Source organism: Stutzerimonas stutzeri (genome assembly GCF_038561965.1).
GTDB lineage: Bacteria > Pseudomonadota > Gammaproteobacteria > Pseudomonadales > Pseudomonadaceae > Stutzerimonas > Stutzerimonas stutzeri_AA.
In genome coordinates this window covers 1590028-1614900 of the sequence record NZ_CP139348.1, presented here as the reverse complement: position 1 = coordinate 1614900, position 24873 = coordinate 1590028, and the positions used below count along the sequence as shown (strand labels likewise).

24 protein-coding genes are annotated in these 24873 nt (G+C 62.8%); 6 read left to right on the top strand and 18 right to left on the bottom strand.

The features are described from left to right. Window positions 1–14 precede the first annotated feature (14 nt). The 7 genes from SM130_RS07400 to ppc all read right to left on the bottom strand — a co-directional run bounded on the left by SM130_RS07400 (window position 15) and on the right by ppc (window position 7257). Window positions 15–791 (bottom strand): class I SAM-dependent methyltransferase, encoded by a 777-nt coding sequence (locus tag SM130_RS07400; protein WP_102823473.1) that lies wholly within the window; start codon window positions 789–791, stop codon window positions 15–17. Window positions 792–857: 66 nt separating this feature from the next. Beyond that, complete coding sequence (locus SM130_RS07395) at window positions 858–1550, bottom strand: extensin family protein (protein ID WP_102823472.1); 693 nt, start codon at window positions 1548–1550, stop codon at window positions 858–860. Window positions 1551–1622: 72 nt separating this feature from the next. Continuing rightward, complete coding sequence (locus tag SM130_RS07390) at window positions 1623–2483, bottom strand: DUF72 domain-containing protein (RefSeq protein WP_181019216.1); 861 nt, start codon at window positions 2481–2483, stop codon at window positions 1623–1625. Between the two features lie 11 nt (window positions 2484–2494). Continuing rightward, a complete protein-coding gene (locus tag SM130_RS07385; RefSeq protein ID WP_102823875.1) occupies window positions 2495–2839 on the bottom strand; it encodes a hypothetical protein in 345 nt (114 codons plus the stop codon). A gap of 64 nt (window positions 2840–2903) precedes the next feature. Then, a complete protein-coding gene (gene tsaB / locus SM130_RS07380; RefSeq protein WP_102823470.1) occupies window positions 2904–3581 on the bottom strand; it encodes a tRNA (adenosine(37)-N6)-threonylcarbamoyltransferase complex dimerization subunit type 1 TsaB in 678 nt (225 codons plus the stop codon). A gap of 143 nt (window positions 3582–3724) precedes the next feature. Further along, window positions 3725–4372, bottom strand: coding sequence for an adenylate kinase (gene adk / locus SM130_RS07375; RefSeq protein WP_102823469.1), 648 nt, complete (start codon window positions 4370–4372; stop codon window positions 3725–3727). 245 nt (window positions 4373–4617) lie between these two features. Then, entirely contained in the window at window positions 4618–7257 is a 2640-nt protein-coding gene (gene ppc, locus SM130_RS07370) for a phosphoenolpyruvate carboxylase (protein WP_102823468.1), read from the bottom strand. 249 nt (window positions 7258–7506) lie between these two features. On the opposite strand from ppc, the gene SM130_RS07365 reads away from it, so the two are divergent. The 3 genes from SM130_RS07365 (at window position 7507) to SM130_RS07355 (ending at window position 9367) form a co-directional block, all read left to right on the top strand. After that, window positions 7507–7857: a pilin assembly protein gene (locus SM130_RS07365; protein ID WP_102823467.1), complete on the top strand. Its 351-nt coding sequence runs from the start codon at window positions 7507–7509 to the stop codon at window positions 7855–7857. Between the two features lie 285 nt (window positions 7858–8142). Next, the gene (locus SM130_RS07360; protein WP_102823466.1) at window positions 8143–8535 is read left to right on the top strand and encodes a DUF4398 domain-containing protein; all 393 of its coding nucleotides are present in this window, start codon (window positions 8143–8145) and stop codon (window positions 8533–8535) included. Window positions 8536–8584: 49 nt separating this feature from the next. After that, the gene (locus SM130_RS07355; RefSeq protein WP_102823465.1) at window positions 8585–9367 is read left to right on the top strand and encodes an OmpA family protein; all 783 of its coding nucleotides are present in this window, start codon (window positions 8585–8587) and stop codon (window positions 9365–9367) included. Window positions 9368–9472: 105 nt separating this feature from the next. Here the strand turns inward: SM130_RS07355 and SM130_RS07350 are convergent, their stop codons facing one another. The 11 genes from SM130_RS07350 to SM130_RS07300 all read right to left on the bottom strand — a co-directional run bounded on the left by SM130_RS07350 (window position 9473) and on the right by SM130_RS07300 (window position 22232). Beyond that, entirely contained in the window at window positions 9473–9799 is a 327-nt protein-coding gene (locus tag SM130_RS07350) for a hypothetical protein (RefSeq protein ID WP_102823464.1), read from the bottom strand. A gap of 60 nt (window positions 9800–9859) precedes the next feature. Further along, a complete protein-coding gene (locus SM130_RS07345; protein WP_102823463.1) occupies window positions 9860–10606 on the bottom strand; it encodes a TIGR00266 family protein in 747 nt (248 codons plus the stop codon). Window positions 10607–10666: 60 nt separating this feature from the next. Next, the gene (locus tag SM130_RS07340) at window positions 10667–11326 is read right to left on the bottom strand and encodes a Bax inhibitor-1 family protein (protein WP_102823462.1); all 660 of its coding nucleotides are present in this window, start codon (window positions 11324–11326) and stop codon (window positions 10667–10669) included. A gap of 43 nt (window positions 11327–11369) precedes the next feature. Beyond that, complete coding sequence (locus SM130_RS07335; protein WP_102823461.1) at window positions 11370–12665, bottom strand: flavohemoglobin expression-modulating QEGLA motif protein; 1296 nt, start codon at window positions 12663–12665, stop codon at window positions 11370–11372. A gap of 95 nt (window positions 12666–12760) precedes the next feature. After that, on the bottom strand, window positions 12761–14263 hold the full coding sequence (lysS, locus tag SM130_RS07330; RefSeq protein WP_102823460.1) for a lysine--tRNA ligase: 1503 nt from the start codon (window positions 14261–14263) through the stop codon (window positions 12761–12763). Window positions 14264–14489: 226 nt separating this feature from the next. Then, a protein-coding gene (gene prfB / locus SM130_RS07325) for a peptide chain release factor 2 (RefSeq protein WP_102823459.1) occupies window positions 14490–15585 on the bottom strand; the annotation gives its coding sequence in 2 pieces (ribosomal slippage) (window positions 14490–15512 and window positions 15514–15585; 1095 coding nt in all). Between the two features lie 156 nt (window positions 15586–15741). Further along, a complete protein-coding gene (locus tag SM130_RS07320; protein WP_102823458.1) occupies window positions 15742–16491 on the bottom strand; it encodes a tellurite resistance TerB family protein in 750 nt (249 codons plus the stop codon). Between the two features lie 41 nt (window positions 16492–16532). Then, window positions 16533–17642: an NADH:flavin oxidoreductase/NADH oxidase gene (locus SM130_RS07315; RefSeq protein WP_102823457.1), complete on the bottom strand. Its 1110-nt coding sequence runs from the start codon at window positions 17640–17642 to the stop codon at window positions 16533–16535. 95 nt (window positions 17643–17737) lie between these two features. Continuing rightward, window positions 17738–19831, bottom strand: coding sequence for a molybdopterin oxidoreductase family protein (locus SM130_RS07310; RefSeq protein WP_102823456.1), 2094 nt, complete (start codon window positions 19829–19831; stop codon window positions 17738–17740). Window positions 19832–19960: 129 nt separating this feature from the next. Then, the gene (gene recJ / locus SM130_RS07305; RefSeq protein WP_102823455.1) at window positions 19961–21676 is read right to left on the bottom strand and encodes a single-stranded-DNA-specific exonuclease RecJ; all 1716 of its coding nucleotides are present in this window, start codon (window positions 21674–21676) and stop codon (window positions 19961–19963) included. 28 nt (window positions 21677–21704) lie between these two features. Further along, complete coding sequence (locus SM130_RS07300; RefSeq protein WP_003283847.1) at window positions 21705–22232, bottom strand: winged helix DNA-binding protein; 528 nt, start codon at window positions 22230–22232, stop codon at window positions 21705–21707. Between the two features lie 189 nt (window positions 22233–22421). On the opposite strand from SM130_RS07300, the gene SM130_RS07295 reads away from it, so the two are divergent. Genes SM130_RS07295 through SM130_RS07285 form a run of 3 tightly spaced genes read left to right on the top strand, consistent with a single transcriptional unit; the run spans window position 22422 to window position 24786 of the window. Further along, a complete protein-coding gene (locus tag SM130_RS07295; protein ID WP_102823454.1) occupies window positions 22422–23171 on the top strand; it encodes a 5-oxoprolinase subunit PxpA in 750 nt (249 codons plus the stop codon). Then, window positions 23168–23875 carry a 5-oxoprolinase subunit PxpB gene (gene pxpB, locus SM130_RS07290; RefSeq protein WP_102823453.1) on the top strand — a complete coding sequence of 236 codons (708 nt, stop codon included), beginning with the start codon at window positions 23168–23170 and terminating at the stop codon, window positions 23873–23875. Before SM130_RS07295 ends, pxpB begins: the two co-directional genes overlap by 4 nt. Further along, the gene (locus SM130_RS07285) at window positions 23872–24786 is read left to right on the top strand and encodes a biotin-dependent carboxyltransferase family protein (protein WP_102823452.1); all 915 of its coding nucleotides are present in this window, start codon (window positions 23872–23874) and stop codon (window positions 24784–24786) included. The genes pxpB and SM130_RS07285 overlap by 4 nt, the downstream gene beginning before the upstream one ends. Window positions 24787–24873 lie beyond the last annotated feature (87 nt).

Below are 24873 nucleotides of genomic sequence, written 5' to 3'. Positions count from 1 at the left end.
CAGGGCCGTAGCAGTCAGCCCTGCAGCTTCTTCTTCGGGTAGATGTCGTAGCGGCTCGATTTGCCTTCCAGGCTGTAGCCAGGCTTGCTGCCTTCGATTGCTGGCGCCTTGCGCGGCCGCTTGACCACCACCCGATGGCTGGCCAGCTCCAGTGCTGCGGCCAACAGCGCCGGGGCATCCATGTCGTCGCCAACGAAGGGCCGGAACAGCCGCATCTCCTTCTTCACCAGCGCACTCTTGTCACGGTGCGGGAACATCGGGTCGAGGTAGATGACCTGCGGCGGATCGCCCTGCCACTGGCTCATCAACTCGATGGCATTGCCTTTGAGCAGGCTCATCCGCGCGGCGATGGCGCCGACGTCTGCATCCGCCACGGCCCGGCTCAGACCGTCCTCCAACAGCGCGGCGATCAGCGGCTGGCGTTCGATCAGGCTGACTTCACAGCCCAGCGTAGCCAACACGAACGCATCGCGCCCCAGCCCGGCGGTGGCATCCAACACCCGCGGCCGAACGCCGGGCTGTATGCCCACGGCCTTGGCGATCATCTGCCCGCTGCCACCACCGAACTGCCGACGGTGCGCCGCAGCACCTTCTACGAAGTCCACCCGTACCGGGCCCGGCGCCTGCGCTTCGAGCAACTGCAGCTGCAATCCGCTCTCGCCTATCTGCAGGGCGAATTCGGCCTCCTCCAGCGCTTCCGGCAAACCCAGGCGCAACGCCCAATCGTGAGCTGCGGCAGCAAATTGCGCGGCGAGCGGTTCGACCCGAACCAGGGGATTGCTTGCAGACATGGGGCACCGGCAACGATGAAAACGGCGCATTGTGCCAGAGCGATCCATGTCCTGCCCGGTAGCCTATTAGCGGCACATGCCGAATCCGCCCATGTCGACGTGAAAGTGGTCGTGATGGGCCGCGTTGTATTCTGGCCCGAGCGTGACGTTGAACGCATCGCAGGCCGCGTCGCGCACCAGACGCAGAAAACGCGCCTTGTCGCCATCGCCCTGCCAGTCTCGCGCCACGGTGATGCGGGTGCCGTCCTGCAAGTGGAAGCCGGCCAGATCCAGCGCATTGGCACTGGCGTGCTGGCTGCGACGGTTACTGCGCGCAATGTTGCGGCAGGCGAAGCTGCCGAAATGGTCGATGCGTACCACCGGCTGGCCGAACACGGCCCGCGCTGCAGGCTGAAGTCCGTGCAGCTCGAACATGGCATAAGCGGCCGCCAGCGGGCAGGTAGCCAGAAACGGCCCGTTGAAGCGCACCTCCGAGCCTTGCACCCGTACGCTGTTTTCAACTGGGCAGCCTGGCTCCGGCGTGCTGTCCGGCACGGCCGCATAGCGCAGCGGCGCCGTCGCGAGCGCCTGTTCGCAGAGCGTACGATCCTGCTGCAACCGACGCAGCTTGAGCGGCGTCAGCAGGTTGGGCGGCTCACGGATGTCCAGCGGCGCCCAGGGATTCCAGCGCGGCGGGATGTCGATCAGCTGCTGTCGGACCGCGAGCGCGAAGCCCGCTAACAGCAGCAACAGCAGGAGAAAAAAACGGCCGAAGGTCATTCCTTATAGGCAATGCCGAGCGGGCGAAGTTGAGCGCGATGTTTTACAAAACTGGTCGAACGGCCGAGCGGCTCAATCAGCCAGCAAAGACAGCTGCGGTGCAGGCGGCAATGAAGGCAGGGACGGCAGGCCTGGCAGGCGCTCACCCAACAGGACGTGGAAGCGCATCGCCAGTTCGGGCGCTCGATGATTGTCCGGGGTGTGCAGATAGACGTGCGGCATCTTGCCTGCCTCGATCCAGCTGGCCACCTTGTCCAGCCAGGGCGCCATGAACACATCGTTTGCCGCCAGCTCCGGGTGACCGACGAAGCGCAACTGCGGCGAGTCGCTGAATGCCACCGGTCGCACCGGCAGCCGCGGCTTTTTGCTTTGCGCATGCAGCAGGGCCGGATCACGCGAATGGCAGCTGAACAGCGCCCGGGTATCGAGGCAGATACGTTCGATACCGCGATCACGCAGCAGGCGATTCAACGCGCGTTCACCATCGCCCCTGTCGAAGAACGCCGGATGCCGTACCTCGATCGCCAGTGAAGCCGCGAAGCCATCGATGAACGCCGCAAGCTCGCCCAGCCGTGATGGCCCCACGCTGGCCGGCAACTGCAGCCAGAATGGCGTCACCCTTCGCCCCAGCGGCAGCAACAGCCGTTTAAAGGCGTGCGCCAGCTCCAGCGCCGCGTGCAGATCGGCCGCCTGACTTATTTCCCGGGGAAACTTGGCACAGAAGCGAAAGCCGTCGGGCATCTGACCGGCCCAGCGCCTGACCTTCTCCTCCGAAGGCCATGCATAGAGCGTGGTGTTGCCCTCGACCGAGTTGAAGGTCGAACAGTAGCTGGCAAGAAAATCGGAGGCAGGCGTACCTGTCGGATACAGAGCACCGAGCCAGGCACTCTCATTCCAGGAGGGGCAACCGAGAAAGTAGGGAAGTTGCGGCAGATCGAACCGCCTCAGGCGTACAGGTCGAGCCCGAGCACTTCAGTGCCATCGAGATCGACACGGAAATTCGCCGTGCTGGTGTAACTGGCCAAGGCCTGGGCAACCCGGCTGGACAATGGACGCTCCGGCTGCGGCTCGTCATAGCGAAACGCAGAATAGCGCTCGACCAATGCGCTCGAGTTGACCCGCTGCTGAGGCCGGTCCGCCTGGGGCTGATAATCCTGCCCGGAGCGGCTATCGACCCCGCGCTGCGCCTGCGCCGCTCGCTGCGTTTCCCCATAGCTGTCCGCCGCCCTGCCAGTGCGGGCAGAACGATCTGTTGAATAGGGAACAGGAAAGGAGTTTTCGACGCGCATCATTCGACTCGATCAGAGGCCCGGCGACTCTAACGGGCAGCCAAGACTTTGGCAACGCCCCTCGTCATTTGATCCCTTTCGGTGTCGCGACGTTATCGCGCAGATAGACCGGCTGGGCCTGATCGGCCTCCAGCGCCTCGCCCCGCTGCCAGGCGAAACTCGCCAGACGCAGGAGGTCTTCGGCGTGCGGCAGCATGCCGGCATCGCTCGCACGCACGGCTGCCGGTATCCGCTCGGCGTAGCCCCAGCCGGTACCGGCGCCGAACCATTCGCCGCGAGCAGCGCGTGGCAGAACAGCCTGCTCGGGCGGCAACACGGCCTCGCTACCGAGCAGCTGCATCTCCCCGCCCTGCTCGCGGTAACAACCCCAGTAAACCTCGTCCATGCGCGCATCGATGGCAGCCGCAACCTGCGCCGCTCCGTGTTCACGCCATGCTCGCTGGGCGATGGTGGCCAGAGTGGACACGGGCAATACCGGGCGCTGCAACGCGAACGCCAGGCCCTGCACCACGCCGATCGCAATCCGCACACCGGTAAAGGCACCCGGGCCCCGACCGAAGGCGATCGCATCCACCGCGGACAACGCGACTCCAGCCTCGCTGAGCAATGCCTGCACCATCGGCAGCAATCGCTGGGCATGCAGACGCGGTATCACCTCGTAGTGGCTCAACACCTTGCCGTCATGCAGCAGGGCGACCGAGCAGGCTTCGGTGGCGGTATCCAGGGCCAGCAGAGTGGTCATCGGGTCAGTCCGGTCGGTGAAAAGGCGCAGATTCTAGCGTATTCGCGAAGCGGGTTCTTTCGTTGTCGCCCTGACGCTCAGCGCAAAAAAATGCCCGTATCCTTCGATACGGGCATCTCATGATCCTCGCAGCGCGACTTCGATCAGCTCAACGCAGCAAATACCTTGGCGGTGATTTCATCCACCGAACCGACACCTTCGATACAGCTGTACTTGGGCGTCCCTTCCGCAGCCGCCAGGCCCTGGTAGAAATCCACCAGCGGCTTGGTCTGAGCATGGTAGACGGACAGACGATGACGGACGGTTTCTTCCTTGTCGTCGTCGCGCTGGATCAGCTCGTCGCCGCTCTCATCGTCCTTGCCAGCAACCTTCGGCGGGTTGTGCTCGGTGTGGTAGACGCGGCCAGAAGCCGGATGCACACGGCGACCGGCGATACGGCCGACGATTTCCTCGTCGTCCACGGCGATCTCGATCACGTTGTCGATACGCACGCCGGCTTCCTTCAGCGCTTCGGCCTGGGGAATGGTGCGAGGGAAGCCGTCGAACAGGAAACCGTTGGCACAATCGGGCTGAGCGATACGCTCCTTGACCAGGTTGATGATCAGATCATCGGAAACCAGGCCACCGGCATCCATCACGCTCTTGGCTTTCAGACCCAGCTCGGTGCCAGCCTTGACGGCCGCACGCAGCATGTCGCCTGTGGAGATCTGCGGAATACCGAATTTTTTGGTAATGAAGCCAGCCTGAGTACCTTTTCCGGCACCGGGAGCTCCCAGCAGGATCACACGCATGATCAGTCCTCGAGTTTCTTAGAAGGGGGGTGACCCTGCCAGCGGGCGGTACGGCTCATCGCTGACGAATCAAAAATTCTGGTTTGCCGCCATGCGACAAAAGGTTGAACACGATACACAGCGCACCGGGACGGCACAAGCCGTCCCGAAAACGTCTATCCAGACTCATAAATGTCACGATTCGACGCAACTGGGCGCTAACGGCGCGACACGCATAAAGCCGTCAGCCAGAGTGCTGCGCGACCTCAGCCAGTGTTGCGCAAGCCGGCCGCAATACCAGCAACACTGACCAGCAGGGCCTGCTCGAGCGGGCTGTCTGCTGGGTTCTGCTGCTGCCTTGAACGCGCCAACAGTTCGATCTGCAGCAGGTGCAACGGATCGAGGTAAGTGTTGCGCAGGCTGAACGCTTCCTGAGTCTTGGGGCTGTGGTCGAGCAGATCGACTTGGCCGGTCACGCTCAGTACCGCACCGACCACCTGCGACAATCGGTCACGCAAATCGCTGCCGAGTGCAAGCAGTTCCGGCTGTACCAGACGCTCGTCGTAACGCCGCGCAATATCCGCATCGGCCTTGGCCAGCACCATTTCCAGCATGTCGATTCGCGTGGTGAAGAAGGGCCAGCGTGCTCGCATCTCAGCCAGGCAATCGCCTTCCCCGCGCTGCAGCGCGTTGTGCAATGCCTGCTCCCAACCCAGCCAGGCGGGCAGCATCAGCCGCGTTTGCGTCCAGGCAAAGATCCAGGGAATTGCTCGCAGGCTTTCCACCCCACCCTCGCGACGTTTGGATGGTCGGCTGCCCAACGGAAGGCGTCCGAGCTCAAGCTCCGGTGTCGCCTGGCGGAAGTAGTCGACGAACAGTGGATGTTCACGCACGACGCCCCGGTAGGCCGCCACGCCTTCGGCGGCGAGCCGGTCCATGGTTTCGCGCCAGCCGGGTTCGGGCATCGGTGGCGGTAGCAGGGTCGCTTCGAGCACTGCCGCGAGATACAGGTTGAGGTTCTGCTCGGCGATATCCGGCAGGCCGAACTTGAAGCGGATCATCTCGCCTTGTTCGGTGGTACGGAAACGCCCCGCCACCGAGCCCGGCGGCTGTGAAAGAATCGCCGCGTGCGCTGGGCCGCCGCCACGTCCCACGGTGCCACCGCGGCCATGGAACAACAGCAGTTCGACATCGTGCTCTCGGCACACCTCCACCAGGCGCTCCTGGGCACGGTACTGGGCCCAGGCGGCGGCCGTGGTGCCGGCGTCCTTGGCGGAGTCCGAGTAGCCGATCATCACCTCCTGCGGTCCCTGCAGACGCTGGCGATACCCTGGCAAGGCGAGCAGCCGATCGATGATCGGCGCAGCGTTGTTCAGGTCGTCCAGGGTTTCGAACAGCGGCACCACGCGCATCGGTCGCTGCAGACCGGCCTCCTTGAGCAGCAGTTGCACCGCAAGCACGTCTGACGCCGCGTGGGCCATGGAAATGACGTAGGACCCCAGCGAGGTGGCAGGCGCCTCGGCGATTACCGAACAGGTGGCCAGTACCTCGGCGGTATCGGCCGAAGGGTGATAGTGGGCCGGCAACAACGGACGGCGATTGCTCAACTCGAGCTGCAGCCAATCCAGCCGGCGCTGTTCGTCCCATTGCTGGTAATCGCCCATACCCAGGTAGTCGGTGATTTCCGCCAGCGCAGCGGCATGTCGAGCCGCGTCCTGGCGAATATCGAGACGCACCAAGAACAGCCCGAACACCGCCAGGCGCCGCAAACAGTCGAGCAGTGCGCCATCGGCGATCATGCCCATGCCGCAGGCATGCAGCGATCGATAGCACAGCTCCAGCGGCCGGCGCAGTTCCGCACAATCCTGCAGTACATCGACCGGTGCCGGTTGGCCGTGCTGGATGGCTGCACGTGCCCAGTCGCGCGTCGCCCGCAAGCGTTGCCGTAACGGCTTGAGCAGCACTCGATACGGCTCGGCCGAATCACCACTCTGGCGCAGCAGCTCGTCGCTGGCTTCGCTCATGGACAACGCGGTGATCAGTCCCTCGATCTCGCGGAGATACAGGTCCGCAGCCATCCAGCGTGCCGTCAGCAGGACCTCGCGAGACACCATTGCCGTCACGTTCGGGTTGCCGTCTCGGTCACCGCCCATCCAGGACGCGAAGCGGATCGGCGCAGCCTCCAGCGGCAAATGCAGCCCGGTCGCTCGCCTGAGCGTCGCATCAGTCTGGCGCAGTACGTTGGGCACGGCCTTCCACAGCGAGTTTTCGATCGCAGCGAAGCCCCACCGTGCTTCTTCGACCGGTGTGGGCCGGTTGCGCCGAATTTCCTCGGTATGCCAGACCTCGGCGACCAGACGCTGCAACTGCAGCGCGATCTTCGCCTGCTCGGCATCGGAAAGGTCGGTGTGGTCGCGCGCCGCCAGTTGCTCGGCAATAGCGTCGTACTTCTGAATCAGCGTACGGCGAGACACCTCGGTGGGATGCGCGGTCAGCACCAGCTCGATTTCCAAGCGGCTGACCTGCCGTGCAATAAACTCATCGCCATGCCCAGCCGCCTTGAGGCGCTCGATCAGATCGGCAAACACGCTCGTCTCGAAAGGTACCGGCTCGCCAGCCGTGCGGCGGCGGACCTGATGATACTGCTCGGCGATATTGGCCAGATTGAGAAACTGGTTGAATGCCCGAGTCATAGGCAGCAGTTCATTTTCATCCAGGCTGTCCAGCGTTTCGGTCAGCAGTCTCGCCCCGTCGGCCGAACCCTTGCGTGCCGCCTTGGCACCCTTGCGGATGCGTTCGATCTTGTCGAAGAACTGGTCGCCGTGCTGTGCACGGATGGTGTTGCCGAGCAGTTCGCCGAGCAGGTGTACGTTGTCGCGCAGGCGTGCATCGATGATTTTCGCCATGACCTTGTTGTTCTCCCGCCGATACGACCAATGAGTTTCGCGCGCCTCGCCCGGCTTGTGCGACCGGCGCGCCGCATTGCATCAGACGCTCCGCTGGGAAAACGATCCTGAACGGCTACGCTGAAAATATCTCCAACCAGAGTGCCCACCACGCCGGGCCATGACAAGACGTCAGTGCCGGCATCAATTGGGCAGCGACATGAAAGCTACACGTCATTACCGCTCGTAAGCGCGGGCAAAGGAGTAATCATGAGACTTTCCGAGCTGGTCAGCCATTGGGAACGGGACGCCAAAGGCCACATGAGCCAGACCCGTTACAGCATTCCGCTGGACGTTGAAAGCGCCGCGCGGCTCGCGGCTCTCGCCGAGATGTACCCCAAGCGCAGCACCGAGGCACTGCTGGGCGAACTGGTCGGCGCGGCGCTGGAGGCCGTCGAAACCAGCCTGCCGTACGTGCGTGGCACGCAAGTGATTGCCACTGATGAACAAGGTGACCCGGTTTACGAGGACGCTGGCCCCACACCGCGCTTCCTCGAACTGTCGCGCAAGCATCTCAAGCGCATGCTCGAGGAAGATGCGCCGCCCCCTCCCTCCGCCTGATCGACTAAGCGCGATCTGCACCTCGACGGCGCCCGACCAGGGCGCCCGAACTGATCCACCCTTGCCTGGCAAACCCTCTCCCAGTGGCCTGTTCACCAGGCTCCCGATGCTCGAATCTTAGCCCTCTGCGTGCATGACAACCGCTCTAGCTCGCCAATCGCAAATGAACGAATGACGCCGTTTGCCCTCACAAAAATATGTCCCGACATCGGTAGCGCCCTAATCAGACGCTGCCCGGCCAGGGACGGTAGCTATCCGTCATGCAATTCGAACTGGAGACTGACCATGAACAAAGCTGTCGCAACCCACGCTTCGAGATTTCAGCTACCCAAGCTGGCAGCCATTGCACTTGGTGGCCTGCTGCTGACGGCATGTGCGGGCAATCCGCCGACCGAGCAGTTCGCCGTGACTGAATCGGCAGTGCGCAGCGCCGTCAGCGCCGGTGGCCCAGAGCACGCTGCGGTGGAAATGCGTGCCGCGCAGGAAAAATGGAAGCAGGCCGAAATGGCCATGCAAAAGGAAAACTACGAAGAAGCCCGCAAGCTGGCCGAACAGGCCGAATGGGATGCCCGTGTCGCCGAACGCAAGGCTGAAGCGGCCAAGGCTCAGAAAGCCGTCGACGACGCCCAGCAGGGAATCAAGGAACTACGCGAAGAAGGCATGCGCAACGTTCGCTGATTTCCCCACTCGCCCGCCATTCCATTCAAAGCCATAGGATGAACTCGTCATGCACAAGCTCGTAACCTTACCTACCATGCTAGCCCTGAGCATCGGCCTGGTGGCCTGCGCCAGCCAGCCCAACGAAAACCTCGAAGAGGTACGCAGCAGCTTCTCTGCGCTGCAAAGCGACTCGCGTGCCAGCCAAGTCGCCGCTCTGGAAACCCAGGACGCCAGCAACATGCTGGACAAGGCGAACAAGGCCTACCTCAACGATGCCGACAAAGAGACAGTCGATCAGCTGGCCTACCTGACCAAGCGCCGTATCGAACTGGCCGAGCAGACCATTGCCCTGCGCGCCGCTGAAGCGGATCTGGGTAAAGCCTCGGCGCAGCGTGCCGAGGCGCGCCTGGAATCCCGCGACGCACAGATCCGCAAGCTGCAGGAAGACATGCAGGCCAAGCAGACCGAGCGCGGTACGCTGGTGACCTTCGGTGATGTGCTGTTCGATTACGACCGCGCCGAGTTGAAACCGGGTGGCATGCGCAGCGTGCAGAAGCTGGCTGACTTCCTCAATGAAAACACCGAGCGCAAGGTGATCGTCGAGGGCTACACCGACAGCACCGGTTCCGCCGAATACAACCAGCGCCTCTCTGAACGCCGTGCCAACTCGGTGCGCACCGCACTGGTGAAGATGGGTGTCGACCCACAGCGCATCGTCTCGCAGGGTTATGGCAAGGAGTATCCGGTAGCAAGCAACAGCGATTCAGCTGGCCGTGCCATGAATCGTCGCGTGGAAGTGACCATTTCTGACGACAACAAGCCGGTAGCACCACGCTCTTCGATGCGCTGATCCAGCACCCCGAGAGCTGAACGAACGCTCCCGACGCCATCAACGCGTCGGGAGCGTTTCTGTTTCAGGCCGCCGCCTTTAAGCGCCGGCACCACGGCCAGGCGCTCAACGCAACAGACCAGCCGGGACCTGTTCTTCCATGCAGCGTACGGCGCGCTTCTTGTTGTCCACCAGTACGCCGGTCAAGCCCTTCTGCTCGGTATCGAACAGCACCAGCACACCGTCAATGCACTGTGCCACCTGTGAGGCCGGCTTCAGCGAAACCCGGTAGTCGTCTCCGGGAACGGTCTTGAGCATGGTGTAGTCAGCCAGCAGCAGCGCATCTTCAGGCTTGGCGATATGCACGTAGCCGTAGTAGGTCAGTACGGCGACCGTAGCGAACACGCTGCCTATGGCAGTGAGGATCAAGGGAATGGGATTGCGTTCGGACATGGACGATCTCATCGAGGCAAAGAGGCCTATTGTGGCAAATTCAGACGTGACCCAGGCCGATCATTTACCTCCGGCGCGGGTTTCTCCGCGGGCCTGATAGGTCGCCTCGTAGACCCGCTCGGCAAGACGCGAGAACGGCAGGCTCTGAATCCAGACGCTACCGGTGCCCTTTAGGGTGGTGAGCAGCAATCCTTCACCGCCGAACAACATGCTACGCAGACCGCCAGCCAACTGGATGTCGTAATCGATACCAGGCGTGAACGCCACCAGGCAGCCGGTATCCAGCCGCAGGGTTTCGTTGTCCAGTTCCTTGCGGATCACCGTACCGCCGGCGTGAACGAAGGCCAGCCCGTCGCCGTCCAGGCGCTGCAGAATGAATCCCTCACCACCGAAGAAGCCGGCGCCGATGCGTTTGCTGAAGCTGATGCCAATACGGGTGCCGTAGGCCGCACAGAGAAAGGCGTCCTTCTGGCAGATCAATTGCCCACCGAGCGCTGCGAGGTCCACCGGCACTACCGTGCCGGGATATGGCGCAGCAAAGGCCACGCGGGCCTGGCTTTTGCCCTGATTGGTGAAATGCGTGAGGAACAGCGACTCACCGGTGATCATCCGCTTGCCCATGCCCCACAGCTTGCCGAGCACGCCGCTGCTGGAGCCATCCCCCATGCGCGCCTCGAAACGCACGCCATCGGTCATGTAGTTCATCGCCCCGGCCTCGGCGATCACCGTCTCGCCGGGGTCGAGGATGATCTCCACGCTTTGCGCAGACTGGCCGAGGATTTCGTATTCGAGTTCATGGCTGGACACAGGAGGCTCCTGAAAGCGACTGGATGGCGGCACGGCAAGGACACAGCTGCTCCGCCCCGCCTATTTACGACCAAGAATGCGCAGGATACGCAGGAACAGATTGATGATGTCCATATAGAGCGCCGCAGCACTGTCGATGGCGTTATCCAGGGTCTTCGGAATCTGGTTCGCCCTGCCCCAGTCGACGCCAACGTAACCGCAGAAGATCGCCACGACGATCCAGTCGATCACGCCATGGTGGATGCCGAGGATGAACAGCTCGACCAGTTCCACGATGATCACCAACAGCAACGCCACCGTCAGGGCACTGGCGATGCTGGCGAAAAACTTCGGAAACAGCGTACCCAGCACCATCATGCCCACTGTGACGAGCGCCGTGATGCGGATGGCGTCGTGAACCAGTGCAGCGTCGTAGCGACTGACCACCAGATTGACAATGAGCCCGAACGGCACCACGACCAGGTTGTAACCGAGGAAACTCACCGAGGGCTTGTTCGAACGGTGAAACAGCCAGGCACCGGTCATGCAGCTGGCGAAATAGCCACCGAAGAACAGCCACGGGTGAATGCTGCGGATAGCCTCGACCGGAATGTTGCCAACCATCCACCAATTGACCCAGAACCCCCAACAGAGGGTGAGGCCGATGACGAGGTTGTATGCGGCGGGCGATAACGTGCGATCCATCGGGCTCGCACGGCGGGCAAAAACGGGGTTTTCCATGTCGTTACGCTTCCTTGCGTGAGGTGTATCCGGTTGTTCGGGATCAGAGAATGTTGGCGTAATCGGCTTCGATGCGATCCAGGCTCAGATGATTCAAGAAGTTGGAGAAGCACATCCAGGCCGATAGTGCGTTGAGATCCTGAAACTGCTGCGGCAGGTACTTGGGCGGTACCACCATGCCTTCGTCCACCAGCTGGCGCAGCGTGCGCATGTCTTCAAGGGTGGTCTTGCCACAGAACAGTAGTGGAATCTGCTCGAGCTGGCCTTTGCGTACGGCGAGCTGGATGTAGTTGTAGACCATGATGAAACCCTTCAGGTAGGACAGATCCTTGGTGAAGGGCAAGCCATCCGGTGTCGAGCCTCGAAATACGCGGCTGGCATTGCTGTAGCAGTCGTCGTCGGCATAGCCCTGCTCGCGGAAGAAGGCGAAAACGTCGAGAAAATCCGCGCCCTCCTCGGCCATGTGGATGGCGCGGGTGCGGTTGGTCAATTTGCGCAAACGTGTCGGGTAGGAGGCGAAGGCAATCACTTCCATCAGAATCGCCAGACCTTCCTGAGTCACCGTTGAGGATGGCGGCCCCTTGGCCAGGAAGGTGCAGATCGGCTGGTTCTGGCCGTTGAGCGTGGTGCCCACATGCACCAGGCCTTCATGGACTTCCAGCGCACGCACGTCGCGCTCGTTGAACAGCGCATCGCTGCGAATCTTGATGTAGTCGGCGCCAGCCGCCGCATCGGCGAGGATGCCATCGGACTCGAACACGCGGATCACGCCCTCGCCTTCGCCGAACACCACGTCGAGGCGTTTCTGCAGCAGCTCGACCGCCTGCGGTGCGGTGAGGTTCTTCGGTTCGTCGCGCAAATCGCCACGATCGGCAATGTTGTTCAGGTAATCCGAAAGCATCAGCCCGAGATCGGCCAGGGTTGGATCGCCGGCGTGAAAGGCGTCAGACGCCGCGCCGTAGAGCTCCTGCGAGATCATGCCGAAGTCCGGCGTGCCGCGCGCCTCGAGCATGCGAATCACCATGCGGTATTCCTTGCACATACGCCGCATGATCTGCCCGACCGGGTTGAACTGGCCGAGCTGGCGGGTGATGTCGCGCTCGATGTCTTGGAATTCCTGTTTCTTCGCGCTGGAATCGAAGGCCAGTGGCCGGCCCTCGTAATAACCGCGATCGATCTTCGGCAACTCGCGCCCTTGGGCAGCGAAGAAGCCTTGGCGGGTGTTTTCGTCCCACTTGACCGCATCCAGCACGCGCACCGGGGTTTGTGCCTCGACGATGCGGTCGGATAGCGCACGCACGATGCTCTGGTATTCGTCCAGGTTGTTACGGGTATTCATCGCTACCTCTTCACGGAAGATCCGTACCGTTGAGGTTATACCCGCAGATGCCTGCGCCAGCACACTGCGGGTTGGTGACCTTCACAGTCAGTGGATCAGACTTCCGGTCGCATGTGCGGGAAGAGGATCACGTCGCGGATCGACGGCGAGTTGGTCAGCAGCATAACCAGACGGTCGATACCGATCCCCTCGCCCGCGGTCGGCGGCATGCCGTACTCCAAAGCGCGGACGAAATCAGCGTCGAAATGCATGGCTTCGTCGTCGCCAGCGTCCTTGTCCGCCACCTGGGCGTGGAAACGCTCGGCCTGATCCTCGGCGTCGTTGAGCTCGGAATAGGCGTTGGCGATTTCACGACCACCGATGAACAGCTCGAAGCGATCGGTGACATTGGGGTTGCGGTCGTTGCGGCGCGCCAGCGGCGAGACTTCGAACGGGTATTCAGTGATGAAGGTCGGCTGTTCCAGCTTGTGCTCGACCAACTCCTCGAAAATCAACACCTGCAGCTTGCCCAGGCCTTCGTGGCCGAACAACTTGGCGCCAGCCTTCTTGGCCAGGGCACGGGCCTTTTCCAGGTCGTTGAGATCATCGGCGCTGATTTCGGGGTTGAACTTGAGGATCGAGTCGAACACCGAAAGCCGCACGAACGGTTCGCCGAAATGGAACACCTTGTCGCCGTAGGGAACGTCGGTGCTGCCGAGTACCGCCAGGGCCAGCTCGCGGAACAGCTCCTCGGTCAGGTCCATGTTGTCTTCGTAATCGGCGTAGGCCTGGTAGAACTCGAGCATGGTGAACTCGGGGTTATGCCGGGTCGAAACGCCTTCGTTACGGAAGTTGCGGTTGATCTCGAATACGCGCTCGAAGCCACCAACCACCAGACGCTTCAGATACAGCTCCGGTGCAATACGCAGGAACATCGGCATGTCCAGCGCGTTGTGGTGGGTCTCGAACGGTTTGGCCGCGGCGCCGCCAGGGATGGTCTGCAGCATCGGCGTTTCCACTTCGAGGAAGTCACGCTCGGCGAGGAACTTGCGGATATGCGCGATGACCTGGGAACGCACGCGGAAGGTCTCACGAACTTCCTCGTTGACCATCAGATCGACGTAGCGCTGGCGATAGCGCTGCTCGGTGTCGGTCAGGCCGTGGAACTTGTCCGGCAGCGGACGCAGCGACTTGGTCAGCAGACGCACGCTGTTCATGTAGACGTAGAGGTCACCCTTGCCGGAACGCGCCAGGGTGCCTTCGGCGGCAATGATGTCGCCCAGGTCGAAGTGCTTGACCGCCTCGACCTGCTCGGCTGGCAGCGTCTTGCGATCGACATACACCTGGATGCGCCCGCTCATGTCCTGCAGGACCATGAATGGTCCGCGGTTGAGCATGATGCGCCCGGCGACCTTGACCGGGATGGCGTCCGCTTCCAGCTCTTCCTTGGTCTTCTCGGCGTACTGTTTCTGCAGATCGCCTGCATAGCGGTCGCGACGGAAGTCATTGGGGAAGGCGTTGCCCTGCTCGCGCACGGCAGCAAGCTTTTCCTTGCGCAGGGCAATTAGCTTGTTTTCTTCCTCTTGGATGGCGTGCTGGTTCAGCGGTTGTTCGCTCATGGTTTCAAAATGCCTGGAATCGAATGGATGAATCCTGGGTAGGGTGCGCCGGAAGGCGTTTCGCTTCAGCCCACCAGGGACCTGCCCTATTTTGGTGGGCTGAAGCCCACCCTACATCTGACACGTGGAACTCAAGCAGGGCGGGCTTCAGCCCACCGACGCACTGCTCTGTTGCGGCGGGCCAAAGACCAGTCTACGGTCGTGCCACTACTGCGCCCGGCAAGGCTTACAGGCCCTGCTTCAGACTGGCTTCCAAGTACTGGTCGAGGTCGCCGTCCAGCACCTTGTTGCAGTCGCTACGTTCTATGCCAGTGCGCAGGTCCTTGATGCGCGAGTCATCAAGCACATACGAGCGGATCTGATGGCCCCAGCCGATATCGGACTTGGTGTCTTCCAGCGCCTGGGACGCCGCATTGCGCTTCTGCATTTCCTGCTCGTACAACCGGGCCCGCAGCATTTTCATGGCGGTGTCCTTGTTGGCGTGCTGGGAACGCTCGTTCTGACAGGCCACTACGGTGTTGGTCGGTACGTGGGTGATACGCACTGCCGAGTCGGTGGTGTTGACGTGCTGACCACCGGCACCGGAGGAGCGGTAGGTATCGATGCGCAGGTCGGCCGGGTTGATCTCGATCTCGACCCTGTCGTCGATCTCGGGCGAGACGAACACTGCCGAAAACGAGGTGTGGCGACGCGCGCCAGAGTCGAACGGGCTCTTGCGCACCAGGCGGTGCACACCGATCTCGGTGCGCAACCAGCCAAAAGCGTATTCACCCTTGATATGAACGGTAGCGCCCTTGATACCGGCGACTTCGCCCTCGGACAGTTCGACGATCTCGGCAGTGAAGCCGCGCTTGTCGGCCCAGCGCAGGTACATGCGCAGCAGGATGTTGGCCCAGTCCTGCGCCTCGGTACCGCCGGAGCCGGCCTGGATGTCCAGGTAGCAGTTATTCGGGTCCATCTCGTGGCTGAACATGCGGCGGAATTCAAGCTTTTCGAGGATTCCGCGCAGACGGTCCAGCTCGGCGGCCACGTCATCAACGGCGCCTTGATCATCTTCTTCGACCGCCATCTCGAGCAGGTCGCGGGAATCGGCCAGACCGCCGTCGAGGTCGTCGATGGTCTCGACGATCTGCGCCAGGGTGGCGCGCTCGCGGCCCAGGTTTTGGGCGTATTCGGGGTTGTTCCAGACGTTAGGGTCTTCGAGTTCGCGGTTTACTTCGACGAGGCGATCATGCTTCTGATCGTAGTCAAAGATACCCCCGAATTGACAGGGTGCGCTCGGACAGGTCCTTGATGCTGTTGAGGATCGGGTTGATTTCCATAAGTAGGCAGCTCTCAATCGGACGGTGCGAAAAGCCGGCGATTATAGCGCAGCTGACCGCGGCTGACAGCCCACGCGGGACCGTCGGCACGGCGAATGTCAAGCAAATTGACCAGCACTAAACGAAAGCGCGAGGTGCAGACCACAACCTCTGATTTCAGCCGGAAACGCCGCGGACCTGGCTTTCCAGTTCGGCCTTCAGCTGAGGATCAAGCTTTAGCTGGCGGCCCAGTTCATCCAGATAGGCGCGCTCCATGAACTGCTCCTCGTCGACCATCAACACGCTGGCCAGATACATTTCCGATGCCATCTCAGGGGTGGTTGCAGCCGCCGCCACGTCGACAGGATCCAGTGGTTTGTTCAGCTCGGCATCAAGCCAATGCTGCAACTCTGGATCTTCAGTCAGCCGGGCCAGTTCGGCTTCGATCATTTTGCGTTCCTGATCGTCGACGTGACCGTCCGCCTTGGCCGCCGCGACCAGCGCCTTGAGGATGCCTCGGCTGTGTTCCTCGACCTGATCGGGCGGCAGCCGATCCACAGTCTTGGGTTCAGGCTGAGACGCGTCAGGCTGCGCCGCAACGCCTTGCTGTGCCTGCCAGTTGCCATAGGCTTTATAGGCAAGTACACCAAGTGCTGCGAGACCACCATAGGTGACCGCCTTGGCACCCATCCGGCGCCCACTCCGACTCGCCAGCAGCATGCCGAGCGCCCCGGTCGCTAACGCACCTTTTCCGGCACCGCCGCCACCACCAAGAATGCTGCCAAGCGGGCCGCCCACACCTGAGAGCATATCGCCGAGCGAGCCACCGCTTTTCGAGGGTGTCGAACGCGACACTGAGGCTTGTTGCTTCTGCAACAGGTCCTGACCGGACCTCAGCAGTTGATCGAGAAGGCCACTGGTTTTCATCGAAGTCCCCAAACGGATTGAATCAGGATTGGACCGAGTACTCAGTCGAACGACTCAGACACTTGGCGAATAGGCGTATCGCGATGCGCGGCACGCACGTATTGCGCCGGCCAGGCCACGGAATTGTCGCGCAGGTCTTCGGCGGCGTGCAGCGGCCAGTACGGATCACGCAGCAGTTCGCGGGCGAGCAGGATCAGATCGGCCTGGCCGGTGCGCAGGATGTGCTCGGCCTGCACCGCTTCGGTAATCATGCCGACCGTGCCGGTGGCGATACCCGCTTCCTTGCGCACGCGCTCGGCAAACTGGGTCTGGTAGCCGGGCCCAACCGGGATATCGGCGTTGGCTGCGGTGCCGCCGGATGACACATCGATCAGGTCGACACCGACATCCTTGAGCCGCCGCGCAAGCTCGACGGTTTCATCGGCATTCCAGCCGTCATCGACCCAATCGGTCGCCGACAGCCGGACGAACAGCGGCAACTCCTGCGGCCAGACCTCGCGCACCGCAGTCGTTACTTCGAGCAGTAAACGAATGCGGTTTTCGAACGAACCGCCATAGCGATCCTGACGCTGGTTGGACAGTGGCGAGAGGAACTGATGCAGCAGGTAGCCGTGCGCGGCGTGCACTTCGGCAATCTTGAAACCCGCCGCCAGCGAACGCTCGGCGGCCTCGACGAACGCCTGCACTATTCCCGCGATACCGGCCTCGTCCAAAGCCGTAGGCACAGCATGCTCGGGCGAGAAGGCAATGGTCGAAGGGCCGACCGGCGTCCAGCCGCCAGCGGCGATCGGTACGCTGCCGTGCTTGCCGAGCCAGGGCCGCCATGTACTCGCCTTGCGCCCGGCGTGGGCCAGCTGCACGCCGGCGAACGAGCCCTGCGCCTCGATGAAGCGGGTGATGCGCCGCAACGGCTCTACATGATCGTCGGACCAGATGCCCAGGTCATCAGGCGAAATCCGCCCGTCAGGGCTGACTGCTGTCGCCTCGATGATCACCAGCCCGGCGCCACCCACCGCACGACTGCCCAGATGCACCAGATGCCAGTCGTTGGCCATACCGGCTTTCGCCGAGTACTGACACATCGGGGATACGGCAATGCGATTGGGCAGTTTGAGCTGGCGCAGGGTGAGCGGCTGGAAAAGCTGGGACATGACGGCCTCTACTGTCGTGGATGCAGATTGGACATCCGTCAGTAGAGACCGTTTCCACCCTCATGCCCAGCCTGACATCACAGAGGTGGGCCGGCTCAGGCGGCGCTGACCTGCACCGGCACCCCGTTGAGCGCCGCATTGCCGGAGACATCCAGCTCGCGTTCGTCGGTCAGGTCATTGCTGCTGACGCCGGGTTGCTGCCGGGCGATGTCCATCTGCACACCGGGACGACCGTGGCCCCAGCCGTGGGGCAGACTGACCACGCCTGGCATCATCTCGTCGCTGGCCAGTGCCTCCACCTCGACCATACCGACCCGCGAGCGCACCCGTACCCGCTGGCCATCCTGCAAGGTGCGTGCAGCCATGTCGGCAGGGTTCATCATTAGCTGGTGACGCGGCTTGCCCTTCACCAGCCGCTGGTAGTTGTGCATCCAGGAATTGTTGCTGCGCACATGGCGACGGCCAATCAGCAGCAGCTCGTCTGCGCCCGCCTGGGGCTGTGCGGCGAAGCGCTGCAGATCGTCCAACATCAAGGACGGTGCCGCCTGAATTCGTTGGGTCGAGGTTTTCAGGCGCCGCGCCAGGTTCGGCTTGAGCGGGCCGAGGTCCAGCCCGTGCGGATAGCCCTCCAGCGCCGCCAGGCTCAACTTGCGCTCCGACTTGTCGCCGTAGGGACCATGACGCAGCGCCAAGTCCATCATCTGCTGCGGCGGCATGGTCGGCCTCAGCTCGACGCCCGTGCGTGCGGCATAGGCCTTGGCCAGCCCAATGAAGATCTCCCAGTCGTGCAACGCGCCCTCGGGCTTGGGCAGTACCGGCTGGTTGAAGCGGGTGACGTTGCGCACCGCAAGCAGGTTGAAGGTTGCGTCGTAATGGTCATGTTCCAGCGGCGCGGTCGGCGGCAGGATCACGTCGGCATAGCGGGTCGTCTCGTTGATGTAGAAGTCCACGCTGAGCATGAACTCCAGGCCATCCAGCGCCTGCTCCAGCTTGCGCCCGTTGGGCGTGGACAGCACCGGATTGCCGGCCACGGTGATCAAGGCACGTACCTGCCCGTCCCCCGGCTCGAGCATCTCCTCGGCCAGTGCCGCCACCGGCAGTTCGCCGCCGTACTCGGGCAGTTGCGACACCCGGCTGCGCCAGGCAGCGAAATGCCCGCCTGTGGTGCTTTCCACCAGATCCACCGCCGGCTCGGTGCACAGCGCGCCGCCGACGCGATCAAGATTGCCGGTGACCAGGTTGATCAGCTGCACCAGCCATTGGCAGAGTGTACCGAAGGCCTGGGCCGAAACGCCCATGCGTCCGTAGCAGACCGCCTTGTCCGCCGCGGCGAAATCTCGCGCCAGCTGACGAATCAGCTCAGCGGGCACACCGCAACGGGCGCTCATCGCTTCGGCGGTAAAGGCGGCGATTGCCGTGCGCACCTCTTCCAGACCGTCCACTGGAAGCGGCGCGGCACGGGTCAGACCTTCCTCGAACAACGTGTTGAGCAGGCCGAACAGCAGCGCGGCGTCCTGCCCTGGGCGTACGAACAGGTGCTGATCGGCAATGGCCGCGGTCTCGCTGCGCCGTGGGTCGACCACCACCAGCTTGCCGCCACGGGCACGAATCGCCTTCAGCCGCTTCTCAACGTCGGGCACGGTCATGATGCTGCCGTTGGAAGCCAGCGGGTTGCCGCCGAGGATCAGCATGAAATCGGTGTGGTCGATATCCGGCACCGGCAACAACAGGCCATGGCCGTACATCAGGTGGCTGGTCAGATGGTGCGGCAGCTGATCGACCGAGGTCGCGGAAAAGCGGTTTCGCGTTTTCAACAGGCCAAGGAAATAGTAGCTGTGGGTCATCAACCCGTAGTTGTGCACGCTCGGGTTGCCCTGATAGATCGCCACGGCGTTGCCACCGTGGCGTTCGCGGATTTCAGCCAGGCGCTCAGCGACAAGTTCGTAGGCTTCGTCCCAGCTGATCGCCTGCCATTCCTCACCACAACGGCGCATCGGGTGGCGCAGGCGGTCAGGGTCGTTCTGGATGTCCTGCAGCGCGACAGCCTTCGGACAGATATGGCCGCGACTGAAGCTGTCGAGGGGGTCGCCCTTGATCGAGAGGATTCGCTCGCCTTCGGTCTGGATGGTGAGACCACAGATGGCTTCGCACAGATGACAGGCACGGTGGTGGACGGTCGTGTCGCTCATTTCGGATTCCCGCATGGCGCTGTTGTTGTCCAGCCACTCTAGGCCCCATGGCTGCGGGCAACAATCAGACGTCTTGACGGGGAATGGCGCTGGATTCAGCCGGCCTATCATCGACCGGCGAAGGGGCAGTCAGCGCGGGGCGATATGCGCCACCATCAGCTGCACGCTTTCCTGGCCGCGGTACTCGTTGACGTCCAGCTTGTAGGCCAGTTCGGCCCAGCGCACCGTCGGGTTCGGCCAGATTTCGCGGTCGATGTTGAAGGCGATGCCATCAAGGGTGAGCGAACCGCATTCACTCTTGAGTACCAGCTTCAAATGGCGCTCGCCAACCAGGCGCTGCTGCACCAGCTGGAACACACCATGGAACATCGGCTCTGGAAAGTGCTGCCCCCAGGGCCCGGCATTGCGCAGCGCACGCGCCAGCTCCAGGTGAAATTCCTCGACACTCAGCTGGCCGTCGGTAAGTAGCCGGCCAGTGAGGTCGTCCTCGCAAAGCTGACGGCGCACTTCGGCGTCGAACGCGGCGGCGAAGGCGCCGAAGTTGGCTTGCGGTAGTGAAAGCCCGGCCGCCATGGCGTGTCCGCCGAACTTGCTGATCAAACCGGGATGCTTAGCGGCGACTGCATCCAGCGCATCGCGGATATGAAAGCCCGGCACCGAGCGCGCAGAGCCCTTGAGCAGGCCATCGCCCGCATCGGCGAAGGCGATGGTCGGACGGTAATAGCGCTCCTTAAGGCGCGACGCCAGGATGCCGATCACACCCTGGTGCCAGTCGGCTTCGAACAGGCACAGGCCGAACGGCAGGTCTTCCAGGGGCAAATCCTTGAGCTGCGCCAGCGCCTCGCGCTGCATGCCCTGCTCGATGCTCTTGCGGTCCTTGTTCAGCTCATCGAGCTGGACCGCCATGTCGCGCGCCAGCGCCTCGTCCTCGCAGAGCAGGCATTCGATGCCCAGCGACATGTCATCCAGCCGCCCGGCCGCGTTGAGCCGCGGCCCGAGAATGAAGCCCAGATCGGTGGAGGTGATGCGTCGATGGTCGCGCCCCGCCACTTCGAGAATCGCCCGCAGGCCCGCCCTCGCCCGCCCCGCGCGAATCCGCGCCAATCCCTGATGGACCAGGATGCGATTGTTGGCATCCAGCGGTACCACGTCGGCGACACTGCCTAGCGCCACCAGATCCAATAGTTCAGCCAGGTTCGGCTCTGCCCAGCCCTGACGGATGAACCAGTTCAGCTCACGCAGGCGCGCGCGCAGGGCCAGCAACACGTAGAAAATGACCCCGACCCCGGCGATGCACTTGCTGGGAAAGGCACACTCAGGCTGATTGGGGTTGACGATGGCATCGGCCGCCGGCAGTTCGTGGCCCGGCAGGTGATGGTCGGTCACCAGCACCTTCAAACCAGCCGCCTTTGCCGCCGCCACGCCGTCGACACTGGAAATGCCGTTGTCCACGGTCACCAACAGATCGGGCTCACGCTGCAACGCGACGGCGACAATTTCCGGCGTCAGGCCGTAGCCATATTCGAAGCGATTGGGTACCAGGTAATCGACATGCGCGGCGCCCAACTGGCGCAAACCGAGTACGCCGACAGTGCTTGCCGTCGCGCCGTCGGCGTCGAAATCGCCGACAAAAAGAATGCGCTGACGTTTCTCCAGCGCCTCGACCAGCAGCTCGACCGCCGCATCGATGCCCTTGAGCTGCTTATAAGGAATCAGCCGCGCCAATCCCTTGTCCAGCTCCGCCGCGCTGGCCACGCCCCGGGCAGCATAGAGGCGCTGCAGCAACGGCGGCAGATCGCCAAGGTCAGGCAGCTGCTCGGGCAAGGGGCGGGGTTCGATACGCATCGTTGGATTCCAGACTCGGTGAAACGGATTACAGGGAGGTGGCCGCACGTGCGGCCTGGTCGTACAGGCCCGACATGGCGCGCAGCATGCCCGCCAGGCGGTGGATCTCATCGGGGTCGATATTGAGGTTCTCGAACGAGGCGATCAGGCATTCGCGGCGGATGTCGGCGTATTCCTGACAAAGCGCACGGCCCTTGTCGGTGGTGCGATAGAACATCTCCTTGCCCTGCTTCGCCCCTTCCACCAGCCCGAGTTTGCCGAGCTTCTTCAGCGCATAAGTCACGGTGTGGGTGTCTTCCACATTGAGCAGCAGGCAGATGTCCGCCTGTCGCTTCGCGCGCCCACGGCTGGTGAGATTGTGCAGCACCATGACGTCCAGCGCGTTCATCTCCACCGTGCCGCAGGCCTGCATGCAGCGCTCCATCCAGCGCATCAGCGCGGCGCTGGCGACGATGATGCCGTACTCGAGTTCGGACAGTTCCTGGGACTGTTCGGCGAGGTGCGCCGAAGCGACGATCGAAGATCGCAACGGACGGGGGCTTTTGGCGTCAACCATCTTGAGTTCCTGATTTATGAAGCGGCAGCGCCGATCGTATCGAGGTGGCGGGCAAGGATACAGCAATGTCCGATCGGTCACTTCGGCAGAGCAAAGGAAAAACTCGTTGATAATTTATCGATACTTTATCAATGTATCGCCCTTAAACACGCCGCAACGCACCGGCCAATCTCGAAAGGAGCAGCCATCGTGAGCCGTCTGTTACTTAACTGCGATATAGGGGAAAGCTTCGGCGCCTGGAGCATGGGCCTGGACGCCGAGGTGATGCCCTTCATCGACTGCGCCAACATTGCCTGTGGCTTCCACGCCTCTGACCCGCAGATCATGCGCCGCACCGTTGTACTGGCGCGGCAGCATGATGTGCGTATCGGTGCGCACCCGGCCTATCCGGATCTGGTCGGCTTCGGCCGGCGCTCCATGGCCTGCAGCCCGGCCGAAGTGGAGAACATGCTGCTCTATCAGATCGGCGCGCTCGACGGCATCTGCCGCGCCGAAGGCACGCAGGTCCGCTACGTCAAACCGCACGGTGCGCTGTACAACGACATGATGCGCCAGCCCGAGCTGCTGCGTGCGGTGATGAGCGCCATCAAGGCCTACAGCGCCAACCTGCCGCTGATGCTGATGTCCACACGCGACAACAGCGCAAGCCAGGCGCTGGCGGCGGAAATGGGCATCAGCCTGTGGTTCGAGGTGTTCGCTGACCGCGCCTACGACGCGGCGGGCATGCTGGTGTCACGTAGCCTGCCAGGCGCCGTCCACCACGATGCCGACACCGTCGCCGACCAGGCGCTGCGCCTGGCCAAGGGCGAACCCCTGACCGCCAGTGATGGCAGCGCGCTGATACTGCAGGCCGACACCCTCTGCGTACACGGCGACAACGCCGGCTCCGTCGCCGCGGTCCAGCGCATTCGCCAGGCGCTGCAGGCGCTTCCCGCATGAAGCCGCGGATCGAAGTGGTCGGCGTCGATAGCCTGGTGCTGCGCCTGTTCGAGCATATCGATGAAGACAACATGCCGTGGATGCTCGCCGCCAGTCAGCGGGTGCGCGAAGCCTTCGGCACGGCACTGATCGATCTGGTGCCTTCCTACACCACCCTGCTGGTGCATTACGACCTGACCCGACTGGACGACCAGCAGGCCCGCCAGCACCTCCATCACGCGCTCGAAGGTCTTCAGCCGGCCGCTGCCGAAAGTGCTCGCCAGCACGACATACCGGTGTGGTACGACACCAGCATCGGCCCAGAGCTTGAGTCATTGGGCAAACGCAGCGGGCTGGGCGTAACCGGCGTGATCGAGCAACACAGCGCGCATATCTATCAGGTATTCGCCCTGGGCTTCGCACCGGGCTTCGCCTTTCTCGGATTGGTCGATGAGCGTCTGGCCAGCCCGCGCCTGGCCACACCGCGCAAGCAGGTGCCGGCGGGAAGCCTGGGCATAGCCGATCGGCAGACGGCGATCTATCCACTGGTTTCACCGGGTGGCTGGAATCTGATCGGGCGCAGCCCGGTTCGTCTGTTCGACCGCGAGCTCGACGGCTACAGCCTCTGGCAGCCAGGGGATCGGGTGCGGTTCGTGCCCATCGAGCGCGCCGAATTCATCCGCCTGGGCGGAGATGACAGCCCCTTCGAGGAGACAGCTGCATGAGTCTGCTTATCGAACGCGCCGGCGCACTGGCCAGCTTGCAGGACGGCGGCCGTATGGGTGTGCGCCACCTCGGTGTTACCCAGGGCGGGCCGGTGGACTGGATTTCCCACAGCTGGGCCAACTGGCTGCTCGGTAACCCGGTGCAGGCCGCGACGGTGGAAATCACGCTGGGAAACTTCAGCCTGCGCGCGGAAAGCGATACCCGCCTGGCAATCTGTGGCGCCGACCTTGCCGCCGAACTTGATGGCGAGGCCATCGTCCCGGGGCGCAGCTTCAAGGTTCGTCGCGGCCAGCTGCTTACCTTCGCTCATCCGAAGCGAGGCGTTCGCGCTTATCTCGCCGCGCCAGGCGGCTTTCAGGCGACGCCGGTACTGGACAGCTGCGCCACAGTGCGCCGCGAACAGCTCGGAGGCTTGACGGGTGACGGCCGGGCGCTGGCCGATGGCGACCGCTTGCATTGGCTCGAAAATGCTCCGTCCGTTTCGCGCGAACTGCCGTCGCAAACCGTCGCGCCGCCATCGAACCTGGCCCTTTCGGTCGTACTCGGTGCACAGATCGGAGATTTCAGCGGCCAGAGTCTGTTCGATGCCTTCAATAGCGAGTGGACCGTCGATCAGCGGGCCGACCGCATGGGCGTGCGCTTGCTCGGCCCCGCGCTTCACAGCACGCGCTCATCGATGATTTCCGAAGGCGTGCCGCTCGGCGCGATTCAGGTTCCAGCCGATGGACAGCCGATCATCCTGCTCAACGACCGCCAGACAATCGGCGGCTATCCACGCCTAGGCGCGCTGACACCAGCGGCGGTAGCCCAGCTGGCGCAGTGTCTGCCCGGCACCCCTCTCAGGCTTAAACCGATTTCACTGGAGGCCGCGCAACGGGCACACCGCGAACTGCTCGCGCAGTGGCGCTAGTCGCTCATGAGAAACAGCTGACCAACGGCTATTTATTCCTACAAGAACAACATTGCCGGGTATGACCCGGACGCATTTCTACCTGCC

Excerpts from the sequence above, each read along its gene's own strand:
- SM130_RS07400 (WP_102823473.1), bottom strand. The coding sequence starts at position 791 with ATGTCTGCAAGCAATCCCCTGGTTCGGGTCGAACCGCTCGCCGCGCAA.
- SM130_RS07360 (WP_102823466.1), top strand. The coding sequence starts at position 8,143 with ATGAACAAAGCTGTCGCAACCCACGCTTCGAGATTTCAGCTACCCAAG.
- SM130_RS07340 (WP_102823462.1), bottom strand. The coding sequence starts at position 11,326 with ATGGAAAACCCCGTTTTTGCCCGCCGTGCGAGCCCGATGGATCGCACG.
- adk (WP_102823469.1), bottom strand. The coding sequence starts at position 4,372 with ATGCGTGTGATCCTGCTGGGAGCTCCCGGTGCCGGAAAAGGTACTCAG.
- SM130_RS07335 (WP_102823461.1), bottom strand. The coding sequence starts at position 12,665 with ATGAATACCCGTAACAACCTGGACGAATACCAGAGCATCGTGCGTGCG.
- SM130_RS07385 (WP_102823875.1), bottom strand. The coding sequence starts at position 2,839 with ATGCGCGTCGAAAACTCCTTTCCTGTTCCCTATTCAACAGATCGTTCT.
- SM130_RS07320 (WP_102823458.1), bottom strand. The coding sequence starts at position 16,491 with ATGAAAACCAGTGGCCTTCTCGATCAACTGCTGAGGTCCGGTCAGGAC.
- tsaB (WP_102823470.1), bottom strand. The coding sequence starts at position 3,581 with ATGACCACTCTGCTGGCCCTGGATACCGCCACCGAAGCCTGCTCGGTC.
- SM130_RS07310 (WP_102823456.1), bottom strand. The coding sequence starts at position 19,831 with ATGAGCGACACGACCGTCCACCACCGTGCCTGTCATCTGTGCGAAGCC.
- pxpB (WP_102823453.1), top strand. The coding sequence starts at position 23,168 with ATGAAGCCGCGGATCGAAGTGGTCGGCGTCGATAGCCTGGTGCTGCGC.
- SM130_RS07350 (WP_102823464.1), bottom strand. The coding sequence starts at position 9,799 with ATGTCCGAACGCAATCCCATTCCCTTGATCCTCACTGCCATAGGCAGC.
- lysS (WP_102823460.1), bottom strand. The coding sequence starts at position 14,263 with ATGAGCGAACAACCGCTGAACCAGCACGCCATCCAAGAGGAAGAAAAC.
- SM130_RS07355 (WP_102823465.1), top strand. The coding sequence starts at position 8,585 with ATGCACAAGCTCGTAACCTTACCTACCATGCTAGCCCTGAGCATCGGC.
- SM130_RS07395 (WP_102823472.1), bottom strand. The coding sequence starts at position 1,550 with ATGACCTTCGGCCGTTTTTTTCTCCTGCTGTTGCTGCTGTTAGCGGGC.
- ppc (WP_102823468.1), bottom strand. The coding sequence starts at position 7,257 with ATGGCGAAAATCATCGATGCACGCCTGCGCGACAACGTACACCTGCTC.
- SM130_RS07300 (WP_003283847.1), bottom strand. The coding sequence starts at position 22,232 with ATGGTTGACGCCAAAAGCCCCCGTCCGTTGCGATCTTCGATCGTCGCT.
- SM130_RS07315 (WP_102823457.1), bottom strand. The coding sequence starts at position 17,642 with ATGTCCCAGCTTTTCCAGCCGCTCACCCTGCGCCAGCTCAAACTGCCC.
- SM130_RS07285 (WP_102823452.1), top strand. The coding sequence starts at position 23,872 with ATGAGTCTGCTTATCGAACGCGCCGGCGCACTGGCCAGCTTGCAGGAC.
- recJ (WP_102823455.1), bottom strand. The coding sequence starts at position 21,676 with ATGCGTATCGAACCCCGCCCCTTGCCCGAGCAGCTGCCTGACCTTGGC.
- SM130_RS07365 (WP_102823467.1), top strand. The coding sequence starts at position 7,507 with ATGAGACTTTCCGAGCTGGTCAGCCATTGGGAACGGGACGCCAAAGGC.